The organism is Streptomyces sp. NK08204, assembly GCF_020400585.1.
In the GTDB taxonomy this organism is placed as follows: Bacteria; Actinomycetota; Actinomycetes; order Streptomycetales; family Streptomycetaceae; genus Streptomyces.
The window spans coordinates 34501-59846 of sequence record NZ_JAINVF010000006.1; the positions used below are offsets into that span (position 1 = coordinate 34501).

Consider the following 25346-nt stretch of genomic DNA (forward strand, 5'->3'; position numbering starts at 1 on the left):
CGGCGGGCCGGTGGCAGCCTCCCGCTCCCTCGACGTCACCGCCGGGCCGGGCGGCCCTCGTGCGCCGACGGCGGTCCCGCTGTGGTCGGCGTCGTCACCACGTCCACATCGTCGGCCCGGACGTAGGCGAGCCGGTGCCCGAACTGGATTTCGTAGTAGCCCTCCCGGCCGTTGACGACGGATCCGGGTGAGTCGTCGAAGGACGACTTGGCGACATAGGGACTCTCCAGGCGGGACTGCGTCACGTACCGCTGACCCGCCAGAAAGCGGTACGGGAGCGGCGACTCGGGCTGGGGCGGTACCCCCTCCGGCAGGTCGTCCCTTGACGGGAGAACACGGCCGAAGACCGGGACCTCCTCCAGGCCCTCCTTCGGCGTCACCATCCGGCCGGCCGCACCGACGGCCGTCGGCTGCTTCCTGGGGTTCTTGAACCACGCCTTGCTGCCCTGGTACCAGATCGCCGTCCAGTCGCCGCTGCGTCCGGCGACGGCAAAGGTCTGGCCGGCCGAGACACGCGACCCGAGGTCGTTGACGTCCTCCGTGGACCGCCTGCCGTCCGGCCTGCGGCCCGGGTCCCGGACGAGCGGTGCGTCGTCGTCCGGTTCGATGTGCAGGCGGACGGCGCTGGAGCCGTGCACCGGGCACGGTTCACCGTCGGCCACGCACCCGGTGAACAGCGGCTTGTGCGTGGCGAAGTCCGGCAGGATCGTCACCATGTCGCTGCGCGGACCGGCCGTGGCCCGAAGCGGCGCGCCGAGGAGGTCGAAGTAGTGCCGCCAGTCCCAGAAGGGGCCGGGGTCGTCGTGCATGTCGGGGATGGCCTCGGCGGTCGGGGCCGGCACACTGTCATGGCCGAAGATGTGCTGCCGGTCGAGCGGGACGCGGTATTTCCCGGCCAGGTAGCGCACCAGGCGTGCCGAGGCCCGGTACATCGGCTCCGAGTACCAGGTGCCCGGCTGTCGCAGGAACCCCTCGTGCTCGATGCCGATCGAGTGGGCGTTCACGAACTTGCTGCCGGAGTGCCACGCCTCGTCCTTGGTCCTGATGTGCTGGGTGACGTGGCCGTCGCTGGAGCGGATCGAGTAGTGCCACGACGCCTCAGTCGGATCCTGCACGGTCTTGAACATGCTCGCCAGCGTCGCCTCGGTGTCGTGCAGGACGATGTACTCGATCCCCACGTCCCGGGGCCGGTCGGCCAGGTCGTGGTTGCCGTGCCCGCCGTCGTCGGTCTCCTCGTACGGCGCGGGGAGCCAGTCGCAGGACAGTTCGGCGGGGCACTCCGCGTCCTTCGACCGCCGTGGGCCCTGTATCCGGGCGGCACGGGGGTGTACACGGGGGCTGGCGGGCAGGGTGATGTCCTGCCCTTCCGCGGTGATCCGGTGTGCTCCCCGCCGGATCACCGCGAAGACGTCGTTGGCGTAGGTCGCGGCTGACGTGACGTCGGGCGTGCCCGAGAAGCGCTCCACCGCCTCCCACCAGTCCGCCGGGTCGTCGCTCAGGGGCTTGCCGAGTCGGCGCTGTGTGTCCGCCAGAACTGCCGCTCCGCCGCGTACATTTGCGGCGGGATCGGTGCGCAGGCGCTCCGGCTGGACGTCGAGCAGTTGCGCGGCGCGCCCCAGCTCGGCCGGCTGTGCGGCGCGGCGGTTCGAGGTGGCGGCGTCACCTCCGTTGTCCCGTGCGGCGGGTGCTCCCGCGGTGTCCTCGTGCTGCCGGGCGTTGCCGCCGTGCTGTGCCGGCGAGCTGGGGGCCGGTGCCGGGGCACGGGCCCGGCCGGTGTCCACCAGGTGCATCGGTCCATAGCCGCCGGCGACGCTGGGGGCACCCGGATGGGCGTCCCAGCGCGACTGCATGTACGACACACCCATCAGTACGCTGCGCGGTACGTGGTAGGCCTTCGCGGCTTTCTCGAAGGTGTCCTGCAGACTCCGGTCCGGGCTCTCGTCGACGGTGGAGAGCGGAATGATCAGCAGCGGCGCCAGCAGTGCCGCGGACGTGATCACGTACGCCTTGCGGCGGCGCCCGCGGAGGGAGTTGGCCATGCGTGGGGCAGGTTTTCTCATCGCACGCTCCATCTCGGCGGACACGCCTTCACTTCACCCCCCGTACGTTTCCGGTCCCGGCGCGCCGCGTCGCGCCGAGCGTCACCGACCTGGACCAGTGCTCCCGCCGAGCCCACCCGGTCGGCGGCAGCGACTGCGCCTCCCGGGTGGGCGGCGGGCCGGCCTCATTGCCGCACCGGTTCCACCTGCCAGTCAGGGTGGCCCGGCATGGACGGTGTGTGCGGCCCGTACAGCCACGACGTCAGGAACGGGTTCAGGTCCTCGCCCGCGACCCGGGACGCGAGTGCGATGAACTCCCGGGTGCCCGCTGCACGGCCCCGGTACGTCGCCACCCAGGACCGCTCGATCCGGTCGAAGGTCTCCGCACCGACCTTCTCCCGCAGGGCGAACAGCACCAGCGCCGAGCCGTCGTAGCGCATCACCTTGAACAGCGTCGGCTCGGTGGGCTCGGCGGGTGCCCCGTCGTCGTGACGCCACTGGTCGTGCTGCGCGTAGGCCGCCCGCATCGCGGCCTCGAGGCTGACGCCGTCATGCTCCTCGGAGTACAGACGTTCGTAGAAGCGGGCGTGCCCCTCGCTCAGCCACAGGTCGGACCACCGCCGGATGGCGACGCTGTCACCCGTCCACTGGTGGACCAGCTCGTGCACGAGATTGCGTTCGGCGTCGACCCGGTCGCCCAGCAGGTCGTCCTTCGGCACGACGGACAGCGACTGTGTCTCCAGTGCCACCGGCAGGTCCGTGTCCCCGACGAGCACGCCGTAGCGGCCGAACGGGTACGGGCCGAGCCGCCGCCACAGCCAGTCCAGGTGGCCAGCGGTGAGCGAGCGGTAGGCCGCGGTGTCCTCGACCAGTTTGTCGGGGACCACGTCCCGGACGGGCAGGCCGTGCGGGCCGGCGCTGTCCACGAACGCGAACTTCCCGATCGCCAGCTGGACCAGTTGCGCGGCGATCGGCTGCTCGGAGTCGTACGTCCACCGGGTGCGCCCATCGGGTCGCCGGTCGGTGCCCACCAGCCGGCCGTTGGCCACCGCGCTGAGGCCGGCGGGGGTGGTGATGTGGAAGGTGACCGGAGCGCGCAGGCTCGGGTGGTCGTTCGCCGGAAAGATCATTCTGGCGCCGTCTGGCTGTGCGCAGACCAGGGTTCCGTCGGGCGTGGGCACCCAGCCGTAGTCCTGGATCGCATCGTCGCGGTGGCGTCGCTGGGTCGGGTCGGCGGTGTAGGCGACGCGAGTGGTGAACGTGCTGCCGCGGGGGATCGGCCGGGCGGGCGTCACGACGAGTTCGTCGCCGTCGCGTACTGCGGTGGCCGGTGCGCCGTCGACCGTGACCTCGTGCAGCGTGTTGCCGGCGAAGTCGAGATCGAAGCGGGACAGGGACTGTGTGGCGGTGGCGCTGATGGTGGCGCGGGCACCGAAGGGTGTCCGCGGTGCCCGCCAGTCGAAGTCCAGCGTGTAACGGCGGACCGAGTAGCCGCCGTTGCCGGCGAGCGGCATCAGGGGATCACCGATGCCCGGCGCACCGGGGGTAGGTGCCGGGCCGGACGAGGAGGCCGAGCCGGGGGCGGATGAGCCGTGGCCTGGGCGCGGTCGCACATCGTGCAGAACGGCGGCACCGGTGAACGCGACGGCACCGGCCAAGGCGAGAGCGAGGGCCGTACGCCCCGCTCGCATGCCGACGGTCGTGATCTTCATGACCGCACTATGTCAGCAAGGTGCTCTTATCGCATGAGATGTCCGTATGTAGTGCGCCTGCATGGGGCAATACGGTCGACCGGGGTTGTGGCGGGCCCGGACCGGCAGTCTGCCCGGACCGGGCATTGCGCTCCGAGGTCAGCTCCCCGTAGAACACCGATCATGAGAAGACGGATAGTCATGTCTGTGCTCGCAGGGGTGACCCTCCTCGCGGGCATGCTCTTCGGCACCGGAGTTGCCGCCGCCCAAGCCGCCGACATCCCGGCCGAGTTCGGTACCGACTGGCACGACCCGCTCACCGCGGCGCCGCCCGTCGACCGGCCGCACACCGAGTCCTGCGAAGTCACCCTGGCCGACACCCAGTTCCGCGACTTCACCCCCTACCGGGGCACGTACACCCCGCCCGAGGGATGCGGCGACCACTGGAGCAAGGTCGTGCTTCAACTCGACGGCAAGGTGAAGGGCCGTCAGTACGACCGGCTCGGCTATCTGCACGTCGGCGGTGTCGAGATACTGCGTACGTCGACGCCCGAGCCGTCCCCGGAAGGCATCGCCTGGCACGTCGAGAAGGACGTCACCCGCTACAGCGACACCTTCCGCAGGGCGCAGGACGTCGAGATGCTGATCGGGAACGTCGTCAACGACACCTACACCGGCGTCATCGACGTGCACGTCACCCTGACCTTCTATGCCGGCCACCCGCGGACCCCGGCCCCCGACCGGGTCCTGACCCTCGCCGACACCCCCGACGGCCAGACCCTCACCACCCCGCGCAACAGTGAGCGCGTCGTCGCAGAGGTGTACGCCACCGGATCCGGTGGCGGCTGCGAGGAGTTCTGGTATCTGACCGTCGCCGACCCGGCGTCGTACTCGTGCAAGGCCGACCACGGCCCCTATCGCGAGGTGCAGATCAAGGTCGACGGCCAAATAGCGGGCATCGCCTCGCCGTACCCGAACGTGTGGACCGGTGGCTGGTCCAATCCCTTCCTCTGGTACGTCGTCCCTGCCCCGCACGCCTTCGACGTCCGGCCCATCGAGTACGACCTCACGCCCTACGCCGGCCTGCTCGACGACGGCCGCCCGCATCACGTCGAGGTCTCCGTGGTCGGCGTGCCCGCGGGCCAGCCGGGCTGGAGCGCCCCCGTGAACGTGCTGGTCTGGCAGGACGCCCAGCGCGCGCAGGTCACCGGTGCGCTCACCGAGCACCGGGTCACCGACATCGCCAACTCCTCCACCTACACGCCTGGTTCGGAAAACCGCGTGGACACGCGGGCCGGGCACCGGCTCACCGTCGCCGGGTACCTCGACACCTCGCACGGCCGTGTGACCACCACGGTCACCCGCACCCTCGCCAACACCTCCGCGCACACCTGGACCGACGGCGAGAACACGGACGGACTCGACGCCACCTGGACCGACGACGAGACCGTCACCGTCGGCGGACCCGGCCCCGAACGCACGTCGCACACCCAGCGGACGTACACGGTGAACGGCGTCATCACCGTCGGCGAGGACGACCGGCTGCGCACCGAGCTGACCCTCGGCGACCGGGCCACGGTCGTGCAGCGGCAGGACGGCCGGCGCACCGCGTGGTCGCAGCTCGACGACACCTACAGCGGTGACGCCGCGTTCACTCTGAACGTGCCGCGGGACCAGCGGCACGCGGTCGGCACCTCGATGGAGCGCTACCGGCTGTACGGGTCGGACGGCTGCTACGACCGCACTGTGGCCACGGCCCAGGGAGTGCTCACGGAGGACCGCAGCCGCTGCTGAGTGCGGCAGGCCGAGGCGGTCCGGTGAACGCGCGGCCCCTCTCCGCCTCGGCGGGGCGGGGCCGCACGGCTGTCAGCGGCTCTTGCGGGCGTCCCCGTAGCTTTTGGCGATGTCCCCGTGACCGTGGGGGGCGTCCCCGTCGATCAGCGTGTCCAGCAGCACACCGAGCACCTCGCGCTCCTTCTCCGTCAGGGGCGCGAGTATCTCCTCGGCCGCCGACCGGCGGGCGCCGCGCAGCTCACGCAGGGTCGCGCGCCCGGCATCCGTCAGCTCGATCCGGGTCACCCGCCGGTTCGCCGGGTCCGCCGCCCGGCGCACCTTGCCGCTCGCCTCCAGGCCGTCGACCAGCGTCGTCACTGCCCGCGGCACCACCTCCAGACGCTCGGCGAGATCGGCCATGCGCGGCGGTGATCCGTAGTGCGCGAGCGTGCGCAGCAACCGGGACTGGGCGGGGGTGACACCCAGGTCGCGCCGCTCCAGATGGCGTTTCTGGATGCGGTGCACCCGGCGGGTGAGCCGCAGCAACTGCTCGGCGAGCAGGCCGTCGGGGTCGGGGGTGGTCATGCGGGAACAATATCAGGATGCCGTTCATTGTGAGTATAGGTAACAATGAGCTACGATCTCTAAGTCGTCGTCGGCCGGGGCCCCGCGCCGGCGCCCGCTCACCGCCGTAGGAGCCCATGCATCCCGACCGTGAACCCTCATGGACCCCGCCTGCCGACGCCATGGAACAGCCCCGGCAGGTGCGCCGCATCCTGAAGCTCTTCCGTCCCTACCGCGGGCGGCTCGCGATCGTCGGCCTGCTGGTCGGCGCCTCCTCGCTGGTCTCGGTGGCCACACCGTTCCTCCTCAAGGAGACGCTGGACGTCGCGATCCCCGACCGCCGCACCGGCCTGCTGAGCCTGCTCGCGCTCGGCATGATCCTCAGCGCGGTCCTGACCAGCGTCTTCGGCGTGCTCCAGACGCTGATCTCGACCACCGTCGGCCAGCGCGTCATGCACGACCTGCGCACCGCCGTCTATGGCCGCCTGCAGCGCATGTCGCTCGCCTTCTTCACCCGCACCCGCACCGGCGAGGTCCAGTCCCGCATCGCCAACGACATCGGCGGCATGCAGGCCACCGTCACCTCCACCGCCACGTCCCTCGTCTCCAACGCCACCAGCGTCGTCGCCACGATCGCCGCGATGGTCGCCCTCGACTGGCGGCTCACGATCGTCTCGCTCGTCCTGCTGCCCGCGTTCGTGTGGATCAGCCGCCGGGTCGGCAACGAACGCAAGAAGATAACCACCCAGCGGCAGAAACAGATGGCCGCGATGGCCGCCACGGTCACCGAGTCGCTCTCGGTCAGCGGCATCCTGCTCGGCCGCACCATGGGCCGCTCCGACTCGCTGACCGCGTCCTTCGCCGAGGAGTCCGAGCGCCTGGTCGAGCTCGAGGTGAGATCGAACATGGCCGGCCGCTGGCGCATGGCCGTGATCACGATCGTCATGGCCGCGATGCCCGCGGTCATCTACTGGACCGCCGGCATCGCCCTCCAGCTCGGCGGTCCGGAGGTCTCCCTCGGCACCGTCGTCGCCTTCGTCTCGCTCCAGCAGGGCCTGTTCCGCCCGGCCGTGAGCCTGCTCGCGACCGGCGTCCAGATCCAGACCTCGCTCGCCCTGTTCCAGCGCATCTTCGAATACCTCGACCTGCCGATCGACATCACCGAGCGCGCCGAACCGGTCCACCTCGACCAGGTCAAGGGTGAAGTCTGCTTCGACGGCGTCGAGTTCCGGTACGACGGCAAGGGCGGCCCCGTCCTCGACGGCATCGACATCACCGTCCCGGCCGGCGGCAGCCTCGCGATCGTCGGCCCGACCGGCGCGGGCAAGTCCACGCTCGGCTGTCTGGTGCCCCGCCTCTACGACGTCACCGGCGGCCGGGTGACCCTGGACGGTGTCGACGTCCGCGACCTCGACTTCGACACCCTGGCCCGCTCCGTCGGCGTCGTCTCCCAGGAGACGTACCTCTTCCACGCCTCGATCGCCGACAACCTCCGCTTCGCCAAGCCCGACGCCACTGACGAGGAACTGCGGGAGGCGGCACGGGCCGCCCAGATCCACGAGCACATCGCGGCGCTGCCCGACGGGTACGACACGGTCGTCGGTGAACGCGGGCACCGTTTTTCCGGTGGGGAGAAGCAGCGTCTGGCGATCGCCCGCACGATCCTGCGCGACCCGCCGGTGCTCCTCCTCGACGAGGCGACCAGCGCGCTGGACACCCGCACGGAAGCCGCCGTGCAGGAGGCCATCGACGCGTTGTCGGCAAACCGGACGACCATCACCATCGCCCACCGCCTGTCCACCGTCCGCCGTGCCGACCAGATCGTGGTCCTGGACTCCGGCCGGGTCGCCGAACGCGGCACGCACGAGGAACTGCTGGAGCTGGACGGCCGGTACGCGGCCCTGGTGCGCCGGGACGCACAACTGGAGCCGACAAGCTGAAGGTAAGCAGAATATGCCAGGTTTGTGACGATATGCGTATTACCGTGCCCGCATGCTGACGAACACTCCGCCACGGAGCACGATTCGACTGACGCGCCGGGGCAAGCTCGTCCTCGTCGTGACCGGCGCCGTCGTCGCCGGTACCGCCGTGGCGGTGCCGCTGCTGACCCTCGGGGGCGGCCACGAGGAAGCGAGGCCCGTCACCCTCGTCATCCCGGAGGGCTGGCGCGCGAGCCAGGTCTACGACGCGGTCGACAGGGCCCTCAAGCTGCCGCCGGGCAGCACCCGCGAGTCCGTCGGCAAGGCCGGCCTGAAACTCCCGGACGACGCCAAGGGCAACCCGGAGGGGTACCTCTTCCCGGCGACCTATCCCATCGGCAAGGACGCGACTCCCGCGTCGGTGCTGCGCTTCATGGTCGACACCGCGAACAAGCAGTTCTACGGCGCGCCCGTCGCGGCCGGGGCACAGCGCAACGCCATGAACGTCTACCAGCTCGTCACCATCGCCAGCCTCGTCCAGGCCGAGGCCGACGCGAAGGCCGACATGGGGAAGGTGGCCAGGGTCGTCCTCAACCGGCTCGAGCGCGGCATGCCGCTCCAGATGGACTCCACCGTCAACTACGCGCTGAACCGCAACACCCTCGGTGCCAGCACGGACGACACCCGCATCGAGAGCCCCTACAACTCCTATCAGCGCATGGGACTGCCGCCCACGCCGATCGACAACCCCGGCGCGGAGGCGATGCGCGCCGCGATCAGTCCGCCACGGGGCGACTGGCTGTACTTCGTCACCGTCAAGCCGGGCGACACCCGCTTCACCTCCGACCACGCGACCCACCTGCGCAACGTGGCGGAGTTCAACGCCCTGCACCAGGGCGACGGGCAACCGAAGGGCGCGAGCCCCGGCGCGCGGACTGCGCCGTCTCCGGCACCGCAGGGTTCGCCCGCCCGCTGAGCCTGCGGGGCGTCATGCGGCGACCGGCTGCTCCTCGGCCAGCAGCCGCCTGATGTCCCGTACGGCCGCGCGCCCGGCCCGGTTGGCGCCGATGGTGCTGGCCGAGGGACCGTAGCCGACGAGGTGGACACGCGGATCGGCGACCGCGCGGGTCCCCTCGACCCGGATCCCGCCGCCCGGCTCGCGCAGCCGCAGCGGTGTCAGATGATCGAGCGCGGCCCGGAAACCGGTCGCCCAGAGGATCACATCGGCGTCCACCCGCCGGCCGTCGGCCCATTCGACGCCGTCCGGTGTGATCCGGGCGAACATCGGCTGCCGGTCCAACACTCCGTCGGCCAGCCCCTGCCGGACGGCGTCGTTGAGCGGCAGCCCGGTGACCGAGACCACACTCCTTGGCGGCAGTCCCTGCCGTACGCGTTCCTCCACCAGCGCGACCGCAGCCCGGCCCGCCTCCTGGTCGAACGGTCCCTCGCGGAAGACCGGGGGCCGGCGGGTGACCCAGGTGGTGGCGGAAGCGTAAGGGGCGATCTCCAGCAGATGCTGGGTTCCCGAGGCCCCGCCGCCCACGACCACGACCCGTTGCCCCGCGAACTCTTCGGGGCCGTTGTACTGCGCGGTGTGCAACTGCCGCCCGCGGAAAGTGTCCTGGCCGGGGTAGCGCGGCCAGAAGGGCCGGTCCCAGGTACCGGTCGCGTTGATCAGCGCCCGCGTCGACCAGTTGCCGTCCGAGGTCTCCAGGAGCAGCCGCCCGCCCCCTCCCTCCCGCACGGCCGTCACGGCCACGGGACGCCGTACCCGCAGGTCGAAGGTGCGCTCGTACCGGGCGAAGTACTCGCTGATCACCTCGGCCGACGGCCGGTCCGGGTCGGCGTCGGTCAGCTCCATGCCGGGCAGCGCGTGCATCCCGTGCACCTTGCCGTACGTCAACGACGGCCACCGGAACTGCCAGGCGCCGCCCGGCCCGGGGGAGTGGTCCAGCACCACGAAGTCACGGCCCGGCTCCAAGCCGGTGCGCCGTAGGTGATAGGCGCTGGACAGCCCGGCCTGACCAGCGCCGATGACGATCACGTCGACCTCGCGCGTTTCGTTCACGCTTCTACCAACGCAGAGCCGTGCGGGGATCTTCCCCTGCCCCGGATCACTGCCGTCCCCGGCCGGCGGACATGACGGCGATGCGAGCCGAAAAGGTGACGGCGGACGGTGCAGCCGGAAACCGGCGAGGTGGAGTGGCCGGGGGAGGACAGCGCATGGGTCAGGATGGGGGCATGCCCGATGCCTTCACCACCCGCATGCTGCACCTCGTCACCGGTTCCCAGGAACGCGTCGTCGACATCACCGGCGACTGCGAGCAGTTCCTGCGCGAGGCGGCGGCCGGCCGCGACGGCCTGCTGAACGTCTTCGTACCGCACGCCACCGCCGGAATCGCCGTCATCGAGACCGGCTCCGGCAGCGACGACGACCTCCTCGCCGCCCTGCACGCCCTGCTGCCCGCCGACGACCGCTGGCAGCACCGCCACGGCAGTCCCGGCCACGGCCGCGACCACGTCGTCCCCGCGATGGTGCCCCCGCACGCCACCCTTCCGGTCATCGGCGGCCGACTGGAACTGGGCACCTGGCAGTCGGTCTGCCTGGTGGACACGAATCGGGATAATGCCAACCGTCAGGTGCGGCTGAGCTTTCTCGGCTAGTGATTCGCTTCGGTGGGACTGCATGGGCAGGCCCGGCCGCGCCAAACGACCCGTGGAGCGTTGAGAAGTGCCCGCCTCCTTGACGCGGCTGTCATCGTGTAGTCAAACGCGAGTGGCGGACCAGGACTCTGCGCGGTCAGGTGGTGACGCTTCAACCCGCGACCTCTTCGTCCCGAACGCGATCAGAACCGTATTGCCCTTGATCCTGAGCGCTGACCTGCGTGTGCGCCGTCCCGGACCGTCCGTTTCAGTTCGGGTCAGTCGTTGTTCGGCCGCTCCGTTCGGCCCCCTGTTTGGCCCCCAGGGATCGGCCTGCCGGGCCGTTGGAAGCGGACGCTTCGGGCGCCGTGTGCGCCTCTAGTGACCTGAGTCAGAGGTTCGTTGTTGGTTTGGTGTGAATCGTCGTGGACCGAAGATTCCGCCATTTTCGGTAACGGATGCCCAGTGCGCTGTGCTTGAGGGGTGGGTGCGTCGCCGGTCGACGGCTCAAGCTCTGGCCTTGCGATGCCGGATCGCACTGGAGTGCGCCCAAAGGCGCTCGATCACGGAGGTGTCGCGGCGGCTGAAGGTTGCTCCTGACACGGTCCGCACCTGGCGAAGGCGCTTCCTCGAGCGCGGTCTGGACGCTCTGTCCGACGAGCCACGGCCCGGTGTCCCCAGGAAGATCGCCGATGCCGACGTAGAGCGCGTCATCGTCAAGACACTGGAGCAGAAACCGCCGAACGCCACACACTGGTCGACCCGGTACATGGCCGCGGCGACCGGGATGTCCCAGTCGGCCGTCTCCAGGATCTGGCGTGCCTTCGCCCTGGCCCCGCACCGCTGCGAGACGTCCAAGCTGTCCACGGACCTGCTGTTCATCGACAAGGTCCGCGATGTGATCGGCCTCTACCTCGACCCGCCGGAAAAGACCCTGGTGCTGTGTGTGGACGGACCGTTCACAGCGTGTGCTGCCGACGATGCCCGGGGGCCCCGAACGTCGCAGCCACGATTATGTCCGCGCCGGCACCACCACCTTGTTCGCGGCCCTGGAAGTGGCCAGCGGCAAGGTGATCGGTCCCACGTCGGCGACGGCGCCCGTTTGCCCAGCTGTCCGACTTCGTGGCCGTGCCCAAGTCCCAGCAGCTCTGCGGCCTGCATATCGGCCGCCTTTCAACAGGGGATTACGGCGTCCGCAGGGTGGCGAGGGCGGTGTGGAGGAGGAAGGCTTCGGCGCGGTCCCAGGGCCAGCCGTTCTCGGCGACCAGGGTGCGCCAGCCGCCTGGGCCGAACCAGAACCACAGGAGGTCCGCCGTCTCCTCCTCCGGGCAAGCGGGCGGTGCCAGGGTGTGCAGATGGTGTGCGGCGGCGCGGAGGGCGGCGCGGTAGTCGGCGGTGGCACGCTCCCACAGGGCCTCGCCGTCCTCGTGCGACGGCAGCGCCTTGTGGATCGCCTCGTGCACGGTGAACATGCCTTCGTTCCCCATCCGGGTGCCGTGGGCCAGTGCCCTGAGCACGGACTCCGGGTCCCGCTCGGCGAGCACGGCGCGCATCGCCTGCTCGTAGCCGGAGGTCCGCACAGCCGTGTCGACGATCTCGTTGAGGATGTCGCCCTTGCTGCCGGCGCTCGCGAAGACGGCCTTCGAGGAGACGCCCGCCTCGGCCGCGATGTCCGCGATGGTCACCCGCCCGTAGCCGCGTTCGGCGAACAGCCGGGTCGCCGACTGGAGGATCTGCGTACGCGTCTGGGCGGCGGCCTGCTCCCGCCGGGGCGAGACGTACTTGCGTTTGGTCGGCATGGGGCCAGCCTAGCCGTGGAAACGCTCGACCTATTCAATAGGTTGTGTGTAACCTGAATATCGGTCGGGGTGGCGAACCGCCCCATGCGCGAGAGGAACCGAACCCGATGGGAATGTCAGCCAAGGACGCGGCCCGCGGACTCTTCACGGTCCTGGCGACCGGGGATGCGGCGCTGGCCGCAGCGGTCGTGCACAAGGACTTCGTCAACCGCGAGGCGGTCGTTTCCCCCGCCCCCTGCTCACTCCCCGGGCCGGCGGGCGTGCTTGCGTCGGGCGCCTGGCTGCGCTCCGCCTTCACCGACCTGAGCTTCCCCGTCACCGATCTGGCCCACGACGGCGACCAGGTATGGCTACGGCTGCACATGCAGGGTCGGCACACTGGCCCCTTCGTCCGCTACCGCGACGGCGCACTCGTCCAGGCGATCCCGCCCACCGGGGCCGAGATCGACTCCGAGCAGGTCCATCTACTGCACCTGCGGGACGGCAAGATCGTCCGACACGAGGCGGTCCGCGACGACATCACCCTGCTCGGGCAACTCGGCGTCTTTCCGCCCGGCCCCACCGTCCAGCGCATCCACGACTGGCATGCGACCGGACGCGCCGCCCGCGCCGCCACCGTGATCGCCGAGGCCGCCGAGCAGGCAGCGGCCACCGCTCGCGAGCACATGCCCGGCTGAGCTTGATGTTCGACGTCGCTGATCACTCGGCCAGCCAAGACCCCCGGGTTCCGGGCCAAGACGACGCGGCCATTCTCCACGCCTCGAGATGTCGAGTAACGAAGCGCGAAAGAATGATCACCGCCCCGGAGTCTCCCCCTGGGCCGCCCGTAGCCGAGAGATTGGGCGTCTTGTCCCGGTGCTACGGGGTGATTTCCCGTAGTGGTCGGGGGCCTTGGAGTCATGGTCACGGTCGGGTGGTCCAGCCGGGTCCCACAACGCCTGGCGCCATCGCGGTCCTGTCCAAGGCTTGTGGAGGTGCAGGTCGGAAGACTTCGTCGTCGACGGAGCGCGGCGCGACGTCCGCGTCCTCGACACCTCCATCGACAACTGGCGGCGCGTGCGGCCGGAAGGGCGACGATCGGGGAGGTCATCACGACGATGGAAGGCACCGGCCGCTCTGCCATGCCTGCGTTGATCCAGCGCGACGCCGTGAAGTTTGTCAAGGCCGACTGGTATCCCGAGCTGCACGGTGTCCGTCTGCATCGCGGGCGTCTGTCTCGACGAGCTGCCGCTGGTGCGTGATGGTCTGTTCCCGGGGGCGCGGCCCTTCGCGTCTGACCCGGAGGCAGCCGAAGACCATGTCTCGAAGAGAGTCTTTCCCTGCGGTGACTGGTTGGTGGCGATGGCCATCGCATCGCTCTGAAATCGACCCCCTCCCTCAAGTGCTTCGAGCGCTCGCAATACGGTCGTAGCCGTGCGCTTCGACGACAATGAGCCCGTCTTCAAGCGGAGCAAGTGGGGGACGAACCGCTATGAGTACAACCCGCGGAACCCCGTAGGCTTCGCCTTGATCGTGGTGGCCATCGGCTTCGCTGTGGTGATGCTGCTACTGATGCACAACCAGGCAGGCCCCTTTGCGCCGCCGAACCCCACTACCGCACCGTGGAGTCCAACGCCGGACATGTCACGGTGGGCGCCACCCGAAGAGGGCTCACAGGGGCTGACTCCGTCTGAGCCGGAGCATTCGCCACGGCCGTGAGCAGCTGACCGGGTGGTCGCTGTTCGGCTCCCCCGAACAGCGGGGTGGTGGAGCTCCTTCTGGCACCGAGGCTGATGCCGTTTCCGGCCCCGACGACGATGACGTCCGAGTTCTCGTGACACGATGAGTAATATTCCACATTGCACAGACTGGCTGCCAAGGCTTCGAGCGAGCCTGGCGTATCAGTGTCAGATCATGTGTGACATTTCATATGGGACTGTGGGTCCGACCCCTGTCGGAAAGCGCGTGCCGCTCCCTACCATCCGCGCCATGGATCTGGAGGTGCGGCATTTGCGAGTGATCTGCGCGATCGCGGAGGCCGGAAGTCTGACCCGTGCTGCCGCGACGCTCTGCATGACCCAACCCGGGCTCAGCGCCCAGTTGCGGCGCATCGAGGCCATGCTCGGCGGCCCGATTTTCGACCGCGGGCAGACCGGTGCCGAACCCACCGCGCTGGGTGAGCTGGTGCTCACCCGGGCGCGGGCCATCCTGCCGGGCATCGACGGCCTGCTGGCCGACACCGCCCGCGCCGCCCGCTGCGGAAGCGCTTCCGGCCGCGTCCGCCTGGGAGCGGTGGGCGGGCCACTGCTCGCCGATCTCATCGTGACCACCAGGGAATTGATCCCTGGCTCGGAGGTGACGACCCGATGCCAGTACTCCCCGTCGCCGCTGCTGGACGACCTCGCGGCAGGACGCCTGGAAGCGGCGGTCCTCGGCGACAACCCCGGCCACGAGCTCCCGCCCCGCGAGGGAGTGGTCCTGCGCCCGGTCGTCACCGAGCCGGTCTTCGCCCTGCTCCCGTCCACCCACCCGCTGGTCGTACGTGATGAGGTGAGCCTGAAGGAACTCATCGCGGATGACTGGGCCATGCCCCACCCGGACAGCGATCGCACGCGGGAGTACTGGGCGTCCGTCTTCTCCCGGACGGGCCGTCAGCCGCGCACGCCCTACGAGGCGGAAGGCCGGCAACTGATCGACATCGTACGGACGGGCCTGGCGGTCAGCCTCTGCCAGGCGACCTTCGTCGAGGTGCCCGGCGTCGCCGTGCGGCCGCTCGCCGGCAATCCGCTCTGGTACCGCCACGTGCTCGCCTGGCGCCAGGACGGGCCGCTGGCCGCACACGGCGACGAGATCGTCCAAAGGGTCGCCGAGGGATATCTCGCCACCTGTGCCGGCACTCCGGCCTACGCACAATGGTGCGGGCGCCATCCGGAGCTGCTGCGTCTGCCGGAGTGAGTCACCGCGCGGCAGGCGGCGTGCCGAAATGATCGGCACGGTGAGCTGGACGCGAGCCTGATGGACTCCCGTGTCGTCCAGGGACATCCACCGTGAGGAGGCGGAAGCGGACCTTCTCGGTCATGGCCCTGCTACGGTGCGCCGCGCGGCCCCGGCTGCCGCGCGCCCTGCCACCCGGCCCATCCGTACGAGGCGGCCGTACTCGCTGTGCGCCTTGATCGGCCCGCGCTCCCCGGCCGCCGCGGCTACGGCGATCAGCTCTCCTCCCGGCAGGAGGTTCACCAAGCTCGGCGTCACCAGGGAGGGCGTCCATGACGGGCTTGCCCGCACGGCGTGGTGACCGCCGGGGAATCACTGCTTGGTCATCGTGATCCGATCGTGCAGAGGACCGCTGCCATCCACGTCGATCCGGACGCCGGTGTCGGGGTCGGTGAAGGACTGCCCGCTGTGGAAGGCCGCCATGTCCAGGGCCTGGCAGCCCGAGGGCGGGGTGGCGTCGGCGTTGCCGTTCACGACCTGGACCGGGCCGTAGCCGGTCTGGGTGGAGGAGTCCACCTTGTAGATGAGCACGCCGGTGGAACAGGCGTCGCTGTCCGCGTCGACGGCCCTGCGGGACTCGGCGACGTAGGCGGTGGTCTCGCCGGTACGGATCACCGCGATCTTCGTTCCGCCGGGGCTTTCGACGGCCTTGAGGAGGACGGTGCGGCTTCCGGCCGAGGGGAGACAGGCGACCTGGCTGTCGTCGATCCAGCCGAACTTCCACCGCTCCCAGCCGAGGTGCTGCGGGGCGGCGCCGGCGATATTGCCCATGAGGTCCCAGCCGCGGACGAAGCGGTGGTAGTCGGTGCCGGTGAACGCGTAGAGGTCGGGCAGGCCGAAGGTGTGGCTGGTCTCGTGGTCGGCGACCTTGAAGCCCCAGTGCCACATGTCCTGCCCGAACGTCACGGCCCACTTGATGCGCGTGCCGTCGGCGGTGACGCCCGCGGTGGTGGGGTCGTACAAGTACGTCGGTGAGAAGCTGATCGCGGAGGCTGACTTGGCCGGGACGATGTAGACCATGGCGTACTGGGAGAAGTCGACGTACGGATCTGCCGCGGCCACCGCCTGCCGGACGTACGCCTCGTGCTGCTCGAAGGTGATCCCACGTTGGAAGCCGTAGCTGGTGGAGTCCTGCGGCATCCGAACCCAACGGGCCAGCGGGGTGATGTCCAGCCGGGTCCGGCCGTAGGAGTCCCTCCTCATCCAGTCGCCGGCCGGGGCGAGTTCCCGGTAGTAGTCGGACGTGGAACCGGAAGCCTGGGCGTCGGGGAAGTCGACGAACAGCATGAGTACGTGCTTGGTGCCGAGGGGTCGCTGGAACTGGGTGTAGTCGGTGGCGTGGCCCTCGTCCGTCCAGCCGGTCCTGCCGGGGAGAGCACAGTCGGTGGCGTGAGCGGTGCCGTGCCCCGGCGCCGCGGTCGCGGTCGGGGCGGCGGCGGTGATCGACAGGAACGCCGTCGCTGCGGCGCCCGCGGCGAGGGCCCTGATGCTCTTGATGGATCCGGACATGTCTCCTCTTCTCTCCTTCGGGTTGAGGGGAAGGACGTCAAGCAGGTGAATGGGGGGAGGACGTCAGGCCCGGCCGACGGCCAGGTCCATCAGCCGGGACAGCACGCCTTCGCCGGACGCGGTCACCCCGTCGTGCTCCCACTCGTTGGTGACCCAGGCGCGCAGCGCGCCGACCGAGCACGCGGTTGCCAGGGACAGCTCTGCGGGTACATACATGTCGTCGTGGTAGATCGCGGCGGCCACCGGCACCTGGTTGGCGGCCAGCCGCGACGGTGCGTACAACGCGGGCCAGTCGGTTCGCTCGGCCAGCAGCCGGACCGCATCGTGGAACGGCCGTAGCCCGGCGATCTCCTCGAACATCCAGGGATAGAACATCTCGCCTGTGAACAGCAGCGGGTCGGCGTCCTCACCGAACTCCGGGCGGTCGGTGAGCACCCGGGCGGCGGCCCAGTCGGTGGGCTTGCCGCCCTGCGCGAAGATGGATTCCTGGAGTACGGCGAAAAGGGGGTTGTCGACAAACCCCGTCAGGTTCATCACCTGCTGCAGAAAGGTCGCCGAGAGGTCGCCGTCGGTACCGACGGCTTCGTCCAGCAGCCAGTGCAGGCGCTCGGCTCCGTCCCCCATACCCAGCACCAGGCCGAGGGTGCGCAGTCGGCGCACCGTGAGACGGTCGCCGTCGGGCAGGCGGACCGAGCGGCGGTCGAGGAGGTCAGCGATCCGCCGGACCAGCTCCCGGTCGCCGGGGTAACGGGCGTAGAAGGCGGTCACCTTCTCCCTGACCTCGGGATAGGTGGCCGTGTAGACGTCGTCGGCGGTGGCGTACAGGCCGGGGAGGCCGCCGGTGATGTAGCAGGCACGCAGTCCTTCGGGGGCCTGGGAGAGGTAGGTGAGGGTGAGGAAGCCGCCATAGCTCTGGCCGAGCGTCTCCCATGGCTCGTCGCCACACAGCTGGTGCCGGATCAGTTCCGCGTCGGCGACGATCGAGTCCGCGCGGAAGAAGGCGAGATGGGCCGCCAGTTTCCGGGCATCGGGGAACTGTCCGGCCGACCGGGCCGTGACCGGGGTGCTGCGGCCCGTGCCGCGCTGGTCCAGCAGGAGCACCCGGTGGGTCCTCAGGGCACGGGCGAGCCAGCCGGTGGTGGCGTTCAGGGGCCGCGGCGACTTTCCGCCCGGTCCGCCCTGCAGGTACAACAGCCAGGGCAGGCGCTCGCCGGCGCGGGCCGGGTCGGACACTTCCCGGGCGAACACCTGGATCGAGGGTCCCGCAGGGTCGGCGTGGTCGAGCGGCACGGTGAAGGTGTGGTCGGTGACGGCGAGGCCTGGCAGGCGGTAGCTGCGGCTCATGAGGTCCTTTCCTCGGCAGACGACTCGGAAAGCGGCACGGACGTCTGCTCGGTCAACGGCTCGGGGTAGTGGCAGGCGACCTCGTGGCCCGGGGCGATCGGGCTGAGCGCGGGCCGTTCGGTGGCGCAGCGGTCGGCCGCCCTCGGGCAACGGGTACGGAACGGACAGCCGCTGGGCGGGCTGAGCGGACTGGGCAGGTCGCCGCGGAGCACGATCCGTTCCCGGGCCCGTTCGGCGTCCGGATCGGGCAGTGGTACGGCGGAGAGCAGGGCGTGGGTGTACGGGTGCGCGGCGCTGCCGTAGAGCGTGTCCCGGTCGGCCGTCTCCACGACCGTGCCCAGGTACATCACCGCGACGCGCGTGCTGATCTGACGCACCGCGCCGAGGTCGTGCGCGATGAACACGTAGGCGAGCCCGTACTCCTGCTGCAGGTCCTTGAGCAGGTTGAGGATCTGCGCCTGGACCGACACGTCGAGCGCCGAGACGGGCTCGTCGCACACCACCAGTTTCGGCCGCAGTGCCAGCGCCCGGGCGATACCGATGCGCTGCGCCTGGCCGCCGGAGAACTCGTGGGGATAGCGGGCGGCGTGCTCCGGCCGCAGGCCCACCCGCACCAGCAGATCCTCCACCGGCTCGTCGGGAGTCAACCCCTGATAGCGGTATGGGGCCGTCAGGATCTGCCGGACGGTCTGGCGGGGGTTCAGCGAGGAGAACGGGTCTTGGAAGATCATCTGCAGGTCGCGGCGCACGGGCCGCGGCAACGGCTCGTCCATGGTGGTGAGTTCGCGTCCGGCCATGCTGATCGTTCCTGATGTGGGTTCGATGAGCCGGGTCAGCAGCCGGGCGACGGTGGACTTGCCGCAGCCGGATTCGCCGACCAGACCCAGCGTTTCCCCCGCGTCCACTCGCAGCGACACCCCGTCGACCGCCCTGACCTGCCCGGCGAGCCGCCGGGTCAGGCCGTGCCGTACGGGGAACCGCTTGACCAGGTCGCGTGCTTCGAGCAGGGGCGCGTTCACGCGGTCACCTCCGGCGTCGACAGAGTGGGCAGGCGATCGGGCAGCGGCCCGTCGACGCGGGGTACGCAGGCGAGCAGGCCCTTGGTGTAGGTGTCGCGCGGGCGGTAGAACACCTCGCGGACCAGGCCTCGTTCGACCGCGCGGCCGCTGTACATCACGACGACCTCGTCGGCCAGGCCGGCGACCACGCCCATGTCATGGGTGATGAGCATGATTGCGGTGCCGGATTGCTCCCGTAGTTCCCGCAGCAGTTCCAGGATCTGGGCCTGTACGGTCACGTCGAGCGCGGTGGTCGGTTCGTCAGCGATGAGCAGGTCGGGCTCCAGGCACAGGGCCATCGCGATCATCACGCGCTGACGCATGCCGCCGGAGAACTCGTGCGGGTAGGCGCGGGCGCGGCGTTCGGGCTCGGGGATGCCGACCCGGTCCAGCATCCGTACCGCGACCCGGTGTCCCTCGCGGCGCCCGGCCCGGCGGTGTGCACGGTAGGCCTCGGCGATCTGGAAGCCCACCGGGTAGTAGGGGTTCAGGCAGGACAGCGGATCCTGGAAGATCATCGCGATCCGGTCACCACGCAGCCGGCGCAGCGCCCGGCCGCTCAGGTCGGTCAACTTCTGTCCGTCGAAGCGGACTTCACCCGTGACGTGGGCACCGCGCAGCAGACCCATGATGGCCAGGCTGGTCACGGACTTGCCGCTGCCGGACTCGCCCACCACGCCGAGCACCGACCCGGCGGCCAGGTCCAGTTCGAGTCCGTCGACGGCGCGCGCGCCGCTCGCGAAGTCCACGGTCAGGTCTCGTACGGTCAGCAGGGTCATCCCACGGCCCTCACTCTCGGGTCAAGAAGCGCGTAGACCAGGTCCACCACGACGTTGGCGATCACGACGAACGCCGCGGCGAACAGCGTCACGCCGAGGATCACCGGCTGGTCGGCGCTGTTGATCGCGTCGGCCGCGAGCTTTCCCACGCCGGGCAGGCCGAAGACCGACTCGGTGATGAGGGCGCCGCCGAGCAGCGCACCGAGGTCCATGCCGAAGATCGTCACGATGGGCATCAGCGCCGGCCGCAGCGCGTGCCGGCGCAGCACCGTCGGCTCGGGCAGACCCTTGGCGCGGGCAGTGCGGACGTAGTTCTGACCGAGGCTGTCGAGCATCTCACCGCGGGTGATCCGGGCGTAGATGCCGGCGTAGAGCATCGCCAGCGTGATCCACGGCATGACCATGGACTGAACCCAGCCGACCGGGTCCGCGGTGAGCGGGATCGCCTGCGGATAGGGCAACAGGCCCAGCTTGACGACGAGCAGGTACTGCAGCACCAGGGCGGTGAAGTACACCGGCAGCGAGACGCCGCCGAGTGCGGCCGTCATCGCCGCCCGGTCCCACAGGCTGCCGCGGCGCAGCGCGGAGATCACCCCGGCCGTGACGCCGACCAGCAGCCACAGCACCGCCGCGCCCAGGGCGATGGAGATGCTGACCGGCAGCCGGTCGGTGAGCATCAGCCACACGGGCTGGTCGGTCTGAAAGCTGAATCCCAGGCACGGAGCGGGACAGTGCACGGCCTGCGCACCCGTGCCGTACGTACGACCGCCCACGATGCCGATGAGGTAGTCACGGAACTGCACGCCCACCGAGTGGTTCAGGCCGAGCGTGGTGCGGATCTCGGCAATGCGCTCCGGGCTGCACGCCTTGCCGCAGGCGCCCTGGGCCGGGTCGGCGGGCATCAGATAGAAGATGGCGAAGGTGGCCGCGCAGATCACCAGCAGGATCAGCGCCGTCGCGGCCAGCCTGCGCAGGACATAAAGGATCATCGGCGTCGGCTCCGGGGATCGAGTGCGTCCCGTACTGCGTCGCCCAGCACGTTGAAGGCGAGCACAGTCGCGAACAGGAAGCCGCCTGGGATGAGGAAGTAGACGGGGTCGGCGGCATACCACGGCACCGCGGCGGCGATCATCTGGCCCCACGAGGGGGTCGGCGGGCGCACCCCGACGCCGAGGTAGGACAGGCCCGCCTCGGTGGCGACGTAACTGGGGATCGACATGGTCGCCACGACGAGGACCGGCCCACTCAGGTTGGGCAGCACCTCCCGCACCAGCAGTGCGCGCCTGGAGGCACCCAGCACACGGGCCGCGGCCACGAACTCGCCGCGGGCCAGCACCATCGCCTGCCCGCGTACGATCCGCCCGACGTACGGCCAGCCGAAGAAGCCGAGCACGACGACCAGCAGCAGCTGCCGGTTCACGCCCGGCGCCGCGGAGATCAGCGCGATCATGAAGATGAGGGCGGGAAAGGACATGAGCAGGTCCATCAGCCTGCCGACGACGGTATCGGTCCAGCCGCTGAAGAACCCGGCGGCCAGTCCGAGCGCCGTTCCGAGCGTCACCGACACGGCGGTGGCGAGCAGGGCGATCAGCAGCGAGACCCGGGCGCCGTAGACGACACGGGCGAGAATGTCCCGGCCGCTGCCAGGCTCCACGCCCAGCCAGTGCTGGGTGCTGATACCGCCTCCGGTGCCCCGCGGCAGCCCGCCGAGCACCGGATCCACCGCGTCGGAGTGGAACTCGGTCGGGGATGAGCCGGCGGTCCAGGCGATCAACGGGGCCGCGAGGGCGATGAGCACCAGGAGCACGACCACTGCCAGCGCCACCGTGGCGGAACGCTGGGCCAGCAGCCGGCGCAGCAGGGACGTCTCGTCCGGGCCGACGCGAGGTGGCGTGTCCGACGACGGCACGGGGGCGGGGAGGGTGGCGGTCACTTCCGCAGCCCCAGGGAGACCAGGTCCAGGCGGCCGACGTAGGCGATGTGCCCGTAGGCGCCCGTGACATGGGGGCCGACCAGGACCGCCGCCTTGTCCCACAGGAACGGCACGACCGGAGCGTCACGCATGATCTGCTGGGCGAGTGAGCCGTAGGCGGTCGCGGCGGCCGCCGGGTCCTTCATCCGGGCGATCGCGTCGATACGGGCGTTGACCTTGGCGGAGCCGTACTGGGCGTGGTTGTTGTTGCCCTCGGAGGTGATCAGCCGGCCGTCGAAAACGAGGGGCAGGTAGGTGGAGGCGCCGGGCCAGTCGGGTGTCCAGCCATCGATCACCAGGTCGTGCTCCTGGGCGGTGTTGCCCACGGTGCTGTAGAACGCCGACGAGCTGATCGCGTTGATCTTCACCTTGATCCCGGCCTTGGCCAGGGATGCCTGCACGGCCTCGCCCTGCGCCTGTCCGCCGGCGGTGGCTGGGGTGTCGAGCGTGAGGCTGAGGCCCGAGGCGTGGCCTGCCTGGGCGAGCAGCGCCTTCGCCTTGGCCGGATCGCCCTTGCCGCTCGGGCTGGGGAAGGGATCGTCGGTAACGGCACCGGGCAGGGACGGCGGCAGCAGGGTGGTGGCCAGTTGGCCGGCGATCGGTCCGCCCCGGGCGGTGCGCAGGGCGTCCTTGTCCAGCGCGTAGGCGATCGCCTGCCGCACCCGGACGTCGTCGAGCGGCTTGTGCCGGGTGTTGATGCTCAGGTACCGCGTGTTGATCGACTCACCGGTGACCAGTCGCTTGCGCACTGCGGGGTTGGCCATCACCGGCCCGACCGAGGCCGGGCCGACCGGCTCGAAGGCGACGGCGTCCGCGTCCTGCCCCTGGGCGGCGATGAGCCGCTGGTCGACGACGGCCGGGTCGAGGTTGAGATCGATCACGACCTTGTCCGGCAGCCCCTTGCGCACGGTATCGGTGGCAGGGCTCCAGTGGGTGTTGCGGACCAGCGTGAGCTGCTTCTTGGGCTCGAAGTCCCCGATCCTGTAGGGGCCGGAGGAGAAGGGCCTGCTGTCGTAGCGGATCCCGGTGTCCTTGTCCTGCGGAACCGGGGCGAAGATCGGCAGCGACACCGCGGAACCGAAGTCGGCCACCGGACGGTTGAGCTTGAAGACGATCGTCCGGCCGTCCGGGGTCTCGATCGAGGCGAGCCCGTGCTTGTCCTTGTAGGGGCCCTTGTAACTCCGCCCCCCTGCAAGCCACATGCGTGCGTACGGCGGCCCTTCGGGGAGTTCCGCGGCGAAGCTCCGCTCGACCCCGTACTTGATGTCCCGGCTGGCGATGGGCCGGCCGTCCTCGAACTTCACCCCTGCCTTGAGCGTGAAGGTCCAGGTGCGGGCCCCGTCGCTCGGGCGGCCGGTGTCCGTTGCCAGATCCGGCACGATCTTTCCCCCGGCCGGCCCGGGTGCCGCCGCGTACGTCGTCAGCGTCCGGTAGATGAGGCGGCCCACGTCCTCGGAGGACGTGACGTAGTTGCGGGCGGGGTCGAGGTGCTCCAGGTCGAGGCTGGAGAGCACGTGAAGCGTGCCTCCCTTGCTCGCCGACGCGCCCTGCCCGTCGCCGCCGTCGGCTCCCCCGCAGCCGGCGACGGTGACGAGTCCGAGGGCGGCAGCCATGACCATCCCGGAACCTCGTGCTCTCACGGTGACTCCTATGTGATGTGACATTTCACTGTGCGTGCGTCAAGGGTGTACGTGACCAGGCCCACACGGCCAGCTCCCGGGTCCCCAGAACATCGGGTTATGGGCGCCGCTCCCCGGGGGCATGAAGCGCTGCCGATACGAGCCGAAGGCACGCAGGGGCGGTGTGGCCGGCGCATGATGCGCAGACCACACCGCCTTCGACCGTGGGCATCTCGCACTATGCGGTCACCACTTGTAGGTCCAGACGGTGTCGTTGTACGCGTCGGAACTGTTGACGTAGATCCGGATACGGGCGGTGCTGTCCTCGAATCAATGGCCGGGCTTCCAGGTCTGCATGTCCAGCGCGGTGCAGTTCCCGGTGGGGGCGGCGGCATCGGGGTTGGTGACCACCCGGATCGGCCCACTGCCGGTGGCGGTCGAGGTGTCGACCTTGTAGATGACGACACCGGTGGCACAGGCGCCGGAGTCGTGGCCCGCGGCCTTGCGGGACTCGGCGAGTCCTGAGCATTGCTCAGAGGGGGCAGCGTCCGAGGACAGCAGCACCTTCTGGATCGTGCTGGGCGTCGGCGCTGTCGTACTTCTCGGAGCAGCGACCGCAGCGGTCACCGTCGCTCGCAGGCGCCGCGTTTCCCCCGCACCACCGTCCACCCATGCGGCGCCTCCAGGCCATTACCCCGGCGCGGTAGCGCCCACCTGCGGACCGGGCAGCGTGCCTCCGGGGGATCGGAGTCCAGGCTCTCTGAGTACGGATACTCAGACGCCTTGGTGACCGATACAGATGGGTGCATGACGGACAGGCATTAGCGTTGTTCTCGATCACCGAAGTGTTGCGGTCGCACGTTCACAACAACTCATCCACAACACCTCATCTGGCAGAGCGAGACCTGGGGGAGGGGACCACGCGTGGCGTGGCAGGAGTGGGAGCAGCTCAAGGCCGCAGCGGCGAGCGTCACGAGACACGGATGCAGCTAAACCACCTGTCAGATGGCCCGGGAGGCGGCGGCTCAGGCGGCAGCGGCGCCTCCGGCAAGTTGAGGTCCGACAAGGCGGCTTGGTCCCACGCAGGCGAAGGCGTCGCAGACGTGCAGAGCGACATCGGAAAGGTGATGACAAAGCTTGAGCACGGCCAGACCGGCCTCGGTAAGACGACGGGATGCCTGACCGCGGTGGCGCAGAAGGGTGTGTACGACTCCTGGGAGCGCCGTCTAAGGACATCAGCGACCTGTGCGGCGGGCTCGCGGGAGTGCTGGACAAGACGGGCCGCGACCAGCTCAGGACAGACGAGGCCATCAATGCGGAGATCGGAAAGCTGAAGGTGCATTCCGAGGACACCTCCGCCGACGGCGGCTCGGGCAAGGGTCGGTGACACAGAACATGGACCTCAAGACGCTCAAGGCCATCAATCCGTCGGAGTACGCAGACGCGGCGGACGGGTATCGCACGATGAGCGACGCGGCTGGTGCGCCCAGAGATCGTGTCGACAAGCACATCACCAAGGCCATGCGGCAGGCCAACGAGGGGGAGGCCGCGACAGCAGCACTCAAGAAGCTCAACGAGCTGTCGCGGAATTTTCACTACACGGATTGAAAGCCCACTCCAACTACTTCAACCCTGCAAAAGATCAGATGTCGGCGGACAATATT

General features: G+C 69.8%; 23 protein-coding genes and 1 pseudogene. 10 read left to right on the forward strand and 14 right to left on the reverse strand.

Translation table 11 applies throughout. The annotated features are described in order from the left end of the window. Positions 1-35: 35 nt before the first annotated feature. A complete protein-coding gene (locus tag K7G59_RS11800; protein WP_225833211.1) occupies positions 36-2060 on the reverse strand; it encodes an N-acetylmuramoyl-L-alanine amidase in 2025 nt (674 codons plus the stop codon). 164 nt (positions 2061-2224) lie between these two features. Further along, positions 2225-3751, reverse strand: a complete 1527-nt coding sequence (locus K7G59_RS11805) for a M1 family metallopeptidase (RefSeq protein ID WP_225833213.1) — start codon at positions 3749-3751, stop codon at positions 2225-2227. Positions 3752-3913: 162 nt separating this feature from the next. On the opposite strand from K7G59_RS11805, the gene K7G59_RS11810 reads away from it, so the two are divergent. Next, a complete protein-coding gene (locus tag K7G59_RS11810; protein ID WP_308295019.1) occupies positions 3914-5524 on the forward strand; it encodes a peptide-N4-asparagine amidase in 1611 nt (536 codons plus the stop codon). Between the two features lie 72 nt (positions 5525-5596). On the opposite strand, the gene K7G59_RS11815 is transcribed toward K7G59_RS11810, so the two are convergent. Further along, positions 5597-6088 (reverse strand): MarR family winged helix-turn-helix transcriptional regulator, encoded by a 492-nt coding sequence (locus K7G59_RS11815; RefSeq protein ID WP_225833216.1) that lies wholly within the window; start codon positions 6086-6088, stop codon positions 5597-5599. 116 nt (positions 6089-6204) lie between these two features. Here K7G59_RS11815 and K7G59_RS11820 point away from each other — a divergent pair, with 116 nt between their 5' ends. Together K7G59_RS11820 and mltG are read left to right on the forward strand one after the other, a co-directional pair. After that, positions 6205-8007 carry an ABC transporter ATP-binding protein gene (locus K7G59_RS11820; RefSeq protein WP_225833218.1) on the forward strand — a complete coding sequence of 601 codons (1803 nt, stop codon included), beginning with the start codon at positions 6205-6207 and terminating at the stop codon, positions 8005-8007. 52 nt (positions 8008-8059) lie between these two features. Next, entirely contained in the window at positions 8060-8962 is a 903-nt protein-coding gene (gene mltG, locus K7G59_RS11825) for an endolytic transglycosylase MltG (RefSeq protein ID WP_225833220.1), read from the forward strand. A 12-nt stretch (positions 8963-8974) separates the two neighbouring features. On the opposite strand, the gene K7G59_RS11830 is transcribed toward mltG, so the two are convergent. Beyond that, the gene (locus K7G59_RS11830) at positions 8975-10054 is read right to left on the reverse strand and encodes an NAD(P)-binding domain-containing protein (protein ID WP_225833222.1); all 1080 of its coding nucleotides are present in this window, start codon (positions 10052-10054) and stop codon (positions 8975-8977) included. 173 nt (positions 10055-10227) lie between these two features. Between K7G59_RS11830 and K7G59_RS11835 the strand changes: the two genes are divergently transcribed. Both K7G59_RS11835 and K7G59_RS11840 read left to right on the forward strand, forming a co-directional pair. Continuing rightward, the gene (locus K7G59_RS11835; RefSeq protein ID WP_225833224.1) at positions 10228-10650 is read left to right on the forward strand and encodes a secondary thiamine-phosphate synthase enzyme YjbQ; all 423 of its coding nucleotides are present in this window, start codon (positions 10228-10230) and stop codon (positions 10648-10650) included. A 550-nt stretch (positions 10651-11200) separates the two neighbouring features. Further along, a pseudogene (locus K7G59_RS11840) lies at positions 11201-11578 on the forward strand (helix-turn-helix domain-containing protein); the annotation flags it as partial. A gap of 235 nt (positions 11579-11813) precedes the next feature. Here the strand turns inward: K7G59_RS11840 and K7G59_RS11845 are convergent. Continuing rightward, on the reverse strand, positions 11814-12428 hold the full coding sequence (locus K7G59_RS11845; RefSeq protein ID WP_225833227.1) for a TetR/AcrR family transcriptional regulator: 615 nt from the start codon (positions 12426-12428) through the stop codon (positions 11814-11816). Positions 12429-12535: 107 nt separating this feature from the next. Here K7G59_RS11845 and K7G59_RS11850 point away from each other — a divergent pair, with 107 nt between their 5' ends. The 3 genes from K7G59_RS11850 (at position 12536) to K7G59_RS11860 (ending at position 15362) form a co-directional block, all read left to right on the forward strand. Continuing rightward, positions 12536-13105 carry an ester cyclase gene (locus K7G59_RS11850; RefSeq protein ID WP_225833230.1) on the forward strand — a complete coding sequence of 190 codons (570 nt, stop codon included), beginning with the start codon at positions 12536-12538 and terminating at the stop codon, positions 13103-13105. Positions 13106-13841: 736 nt separating this feature from the next. Beyond that, the gene (locus tag K7G59_RS11855) at positions 13842-14126 is read left to right on the forward strand and encodes a hypothetical protein (protein WP_225833233.1); all 285 of its coding nucleotides are present in this window, start codon (positions 13842-13844) and stop codon (positions 14124-14126) included. A 270-nt stretch (positions 14127-14396) separates the two neighbouring features. Further along, the gene (locus K7G59_RS11860) at positions 14397-15362 is read left to right on the forward strand and encodes a LysR family transcriptional regulator (RefSeq protein WP_225833235.1); all 966 of its coding nucleotides are present in this window, start codon (positions 14397-14399) and stop codon (positions 15360-15362) included. A 120-nt stretch (positions 15363-15482) separates the two neighbouring features. On the opposite strand, the gene K7G59_RS11865 is transcribed toward K7G59_RS11860, so the two are convergent. The 9 genes from K7G59_RS11865 to K7G59_RS11905 form a co-directional block, all read right to left on the reverse strand. Then, positions 15483-15659 (reverse strand): hypothetical protein, encoded by a 177-nt coding sequence (locus K7G59_RS11865; protein WP_225833237.1) that lies wholly within the window; start codon positions 15657-15659, stop codon positions 15483-15485. Positions 15660-15713: 54 nt separating this feature from the next. Further along, positions 15714-16910, reverse strand: a complete 1197-nt coding sequence (locus K7G59_RS11870) for a M6 family metalloprotease domain-containing protein (RefSeq protein WP_225833239.1) — start codon at positions 16908-16910, stop codon at positions 15714-15716. 63 nt (positions 16911-16973) lie between these two features. Beyond that, on the reverse strand, positions 16974-18254 hold the full coding sequence (locus tag K7G59_RS11875) for an alpha/beta fold hydrolase (RefSeq protein ID WP_225833242.1): 1281 nt from the start codon (positions 18252-18254) through the stop codon (positions 16974-16976). After that, positions 18251-19273, reverse strand: a complete 1023-nt coding sequence (locus K7G59_RS11880; protein WP_225833244.1) for an ABC transporter ATP-binding protein — start codon at positions 19271-19273, stop codon at positions 18251-18253. Before K7G59_RS11880 ends, K7G59_RS11875 begins: the two co-directional genes overlap by 4 nt. Continuing rightward, on the reverse strand, positions 19270-20091 hold the full coding sequence (locus tag K7G59_RS11885) for an ABC transporter ATP-binding protein (protein WP_308295020.1): 822 nt from the start codon (positions 20089-20091) through the stop codon (positions 19270-19272). Before K7G59_RS11885 ends, K7G59_RS11880 begins: the two co-directional genes overlap by 4 nt. Continuing rightward, entirely contained in the window at positions 20088-21080 is a 993-nt protein-coding gene (locus tag K7G59_RS11890; protein WP_225833246.1) for an ABC transporter permease, read from the reverse strand. The genes K7G59_RS11885 and K7G59_RS11890 overlap by 4 nt, the downstream gene beginning before the upstream one ends. Beyond that, positions 21077-22024, reverse strand: coding sequence for an ABC transporter permease (locus K7G59_RS11895; RefSeq protein ID WP_225833248.1), 948 nt, complete (start codon positions 22022-22024; stop codon positions 21077-21079). The genes K7G59_RS11890 and K7G59_RS11895 overlap by 4 nt, the downstream gene beginning before the upstream one ends. Continuing rightward, positions 22021-23703, reverse strand: coding sequence for an ABC transporter substrate-binding protein (locus K7G59_RS11900; RefSeq protein WP_225833250.1), 1683 nt, complete (start codon positions 23701-23703; stop codon positions 22021-22023). Before K7G59_RS11900 ends, K7G59_RS11895 begins: the two co-directional genes overlap by 4 nt. A 309-nt stretch (positions 23704-24012) precedes the next feature. Then, a complete protein-coding gene (locus K7G59_RS11905) occupies positions 24013-24246 on the reverse strand; it encodes a hypothetical protein (protein WP_225833252.1) in 234 nt (77 codons plus the stop codon). 700 nt (positions 24247-24946) lie between these two features. On the opposite strand from K7G59_RS11905, the gene K7G59_RS34665 reads away from it, so the two are divergent. Further along, positions 24947-25069: a hypothetical protein gene (locus tag K7G59_RS34665; protein ID WP_263976209.1), complete on the forward strand. Its 123-nt coding sequence runs from the start codon at positions 24947-24949 to the stop codon at positions 25067-25069. 8 nt (positions 25070-25077) lie between these two features. Continuing rightward, positions 25078-25290: a hypothetical protein gene (locus K7G59_RS11910; RefSeq protein ID WP_225833254.1), complete on the forward strand. Its 213-nt coding sequence runs from the start codon at positions 25078-25080 to the stop codon at positions 25288-25290. The last annotated feature ends 56 nt before the right edge of the window (positions 25291-25346 follow it).

Bases quoted from the DNA above. Each gene is read 5' to 3' on its own strand.
- K7G59_RS11805 (WP_225833213.1), bottom strand. From the start codon at position 3,751: ATGAAGATCACGACCGTCGGCATGCGAGCGGGGCGTACGGCCCTCGCT.
- K7G59_RS11810 (WP_308295019.1), top strand. From the start codon at position 3,914: ATGAGAAGACGGATAGTCATGTCTGTGCTCGCAGGGGTGACCCTCCTC.
- K7G59_RS11820 (WP_225833218.1), top strand. From the start codon at position 6,205: ATGCATCCCGACCGTGAACCCTCATGGACCCCGCCTGCCGACGCCATG.
- K7G59_RS11800 (WP_225833211.1), bottom strand. From the start codon at position 2,060: ATGAGAAAACCTGCCCCACGCATGGCCAACTCCCTCCGCGGGCGCCGC.
- mltG (WP_225833220.1), top strand. From the start codon at position 8,060: ATGCTGACGAACACTCCGCCACGGAGCACGATTCGACTGACGCGCCGG.
- K7G59_RS11910 (WP_225833254.1), top strand. From the start codon at position 25,078: ATGGACCTCAAGACGCTCAAGGCCATCAATCCGTCGGAGTACGCAGAC.
- K7G59_RS11885 (WP_308295020.1), bottom strand. From the start codon at position 20,091: ATGACCCTGCTGACCGTACGAGACCTGACCGTGGACTTCGCGAGCGGC.
- K7G59_RS11860 (WP_225833235.1), top strand. From the start codon at position 14,397: ATGGATCTGGAGGTGCGGCATTTGCGAGTGATCTGCGCGATCGCGGAG.
- K7G59_RS11835 (WP_225833224.1), top strand. From the start codon at position 10,228: ATGCCCGATGCCTTCACCACCCGCATGCTGCACCTCGTCACCGGTTCC.
- K7G59_RS11870 (WP_225833239.1), bottom strand. From the start codon at position 16,910: ATGTCCGGATCCATCAAGAGCATCAGGGCCCTCGCCGCGGGCGCCGCA.
- K7G59_RS11890 (WP_225833246.1), bottom strand. From the start codon at position 21,080: ATGATCCTTTATGTCCTGCGCAGGCTGGCCGCGACGGCGCTGATCCTG.
- K7G59_RS11845 (WP_225833227.1), bottom strand. From the start codon at position 12,428: ATGCCGACCAAACGCAAGTACGTCTCGCCCCGGCGGGAGCAGGCCGCC.
- K7G59_RS11815 (WP_225833216.1), bottom strand. From the start codon at position 6,088: ATGACCACCCCCGACCCCGACGGCCTGCTCGCCGAGCAGTTGCTGCGG.
- K7G59_RS11875 (WP_225833242.1), bottom strand. From the start codon at position 18,254: ATGAGCCGCAGCTACCGCCTGCCAGGCCTCGCCGTCACCGACCACACC.
- K7G59_RS11850 (WP_225833230.1), top strand. From the start codon at position 12,536: ATGGGAATGTCAGCCAAGGACGCGGCCCGCGGACTCTTCACGGTCCTG.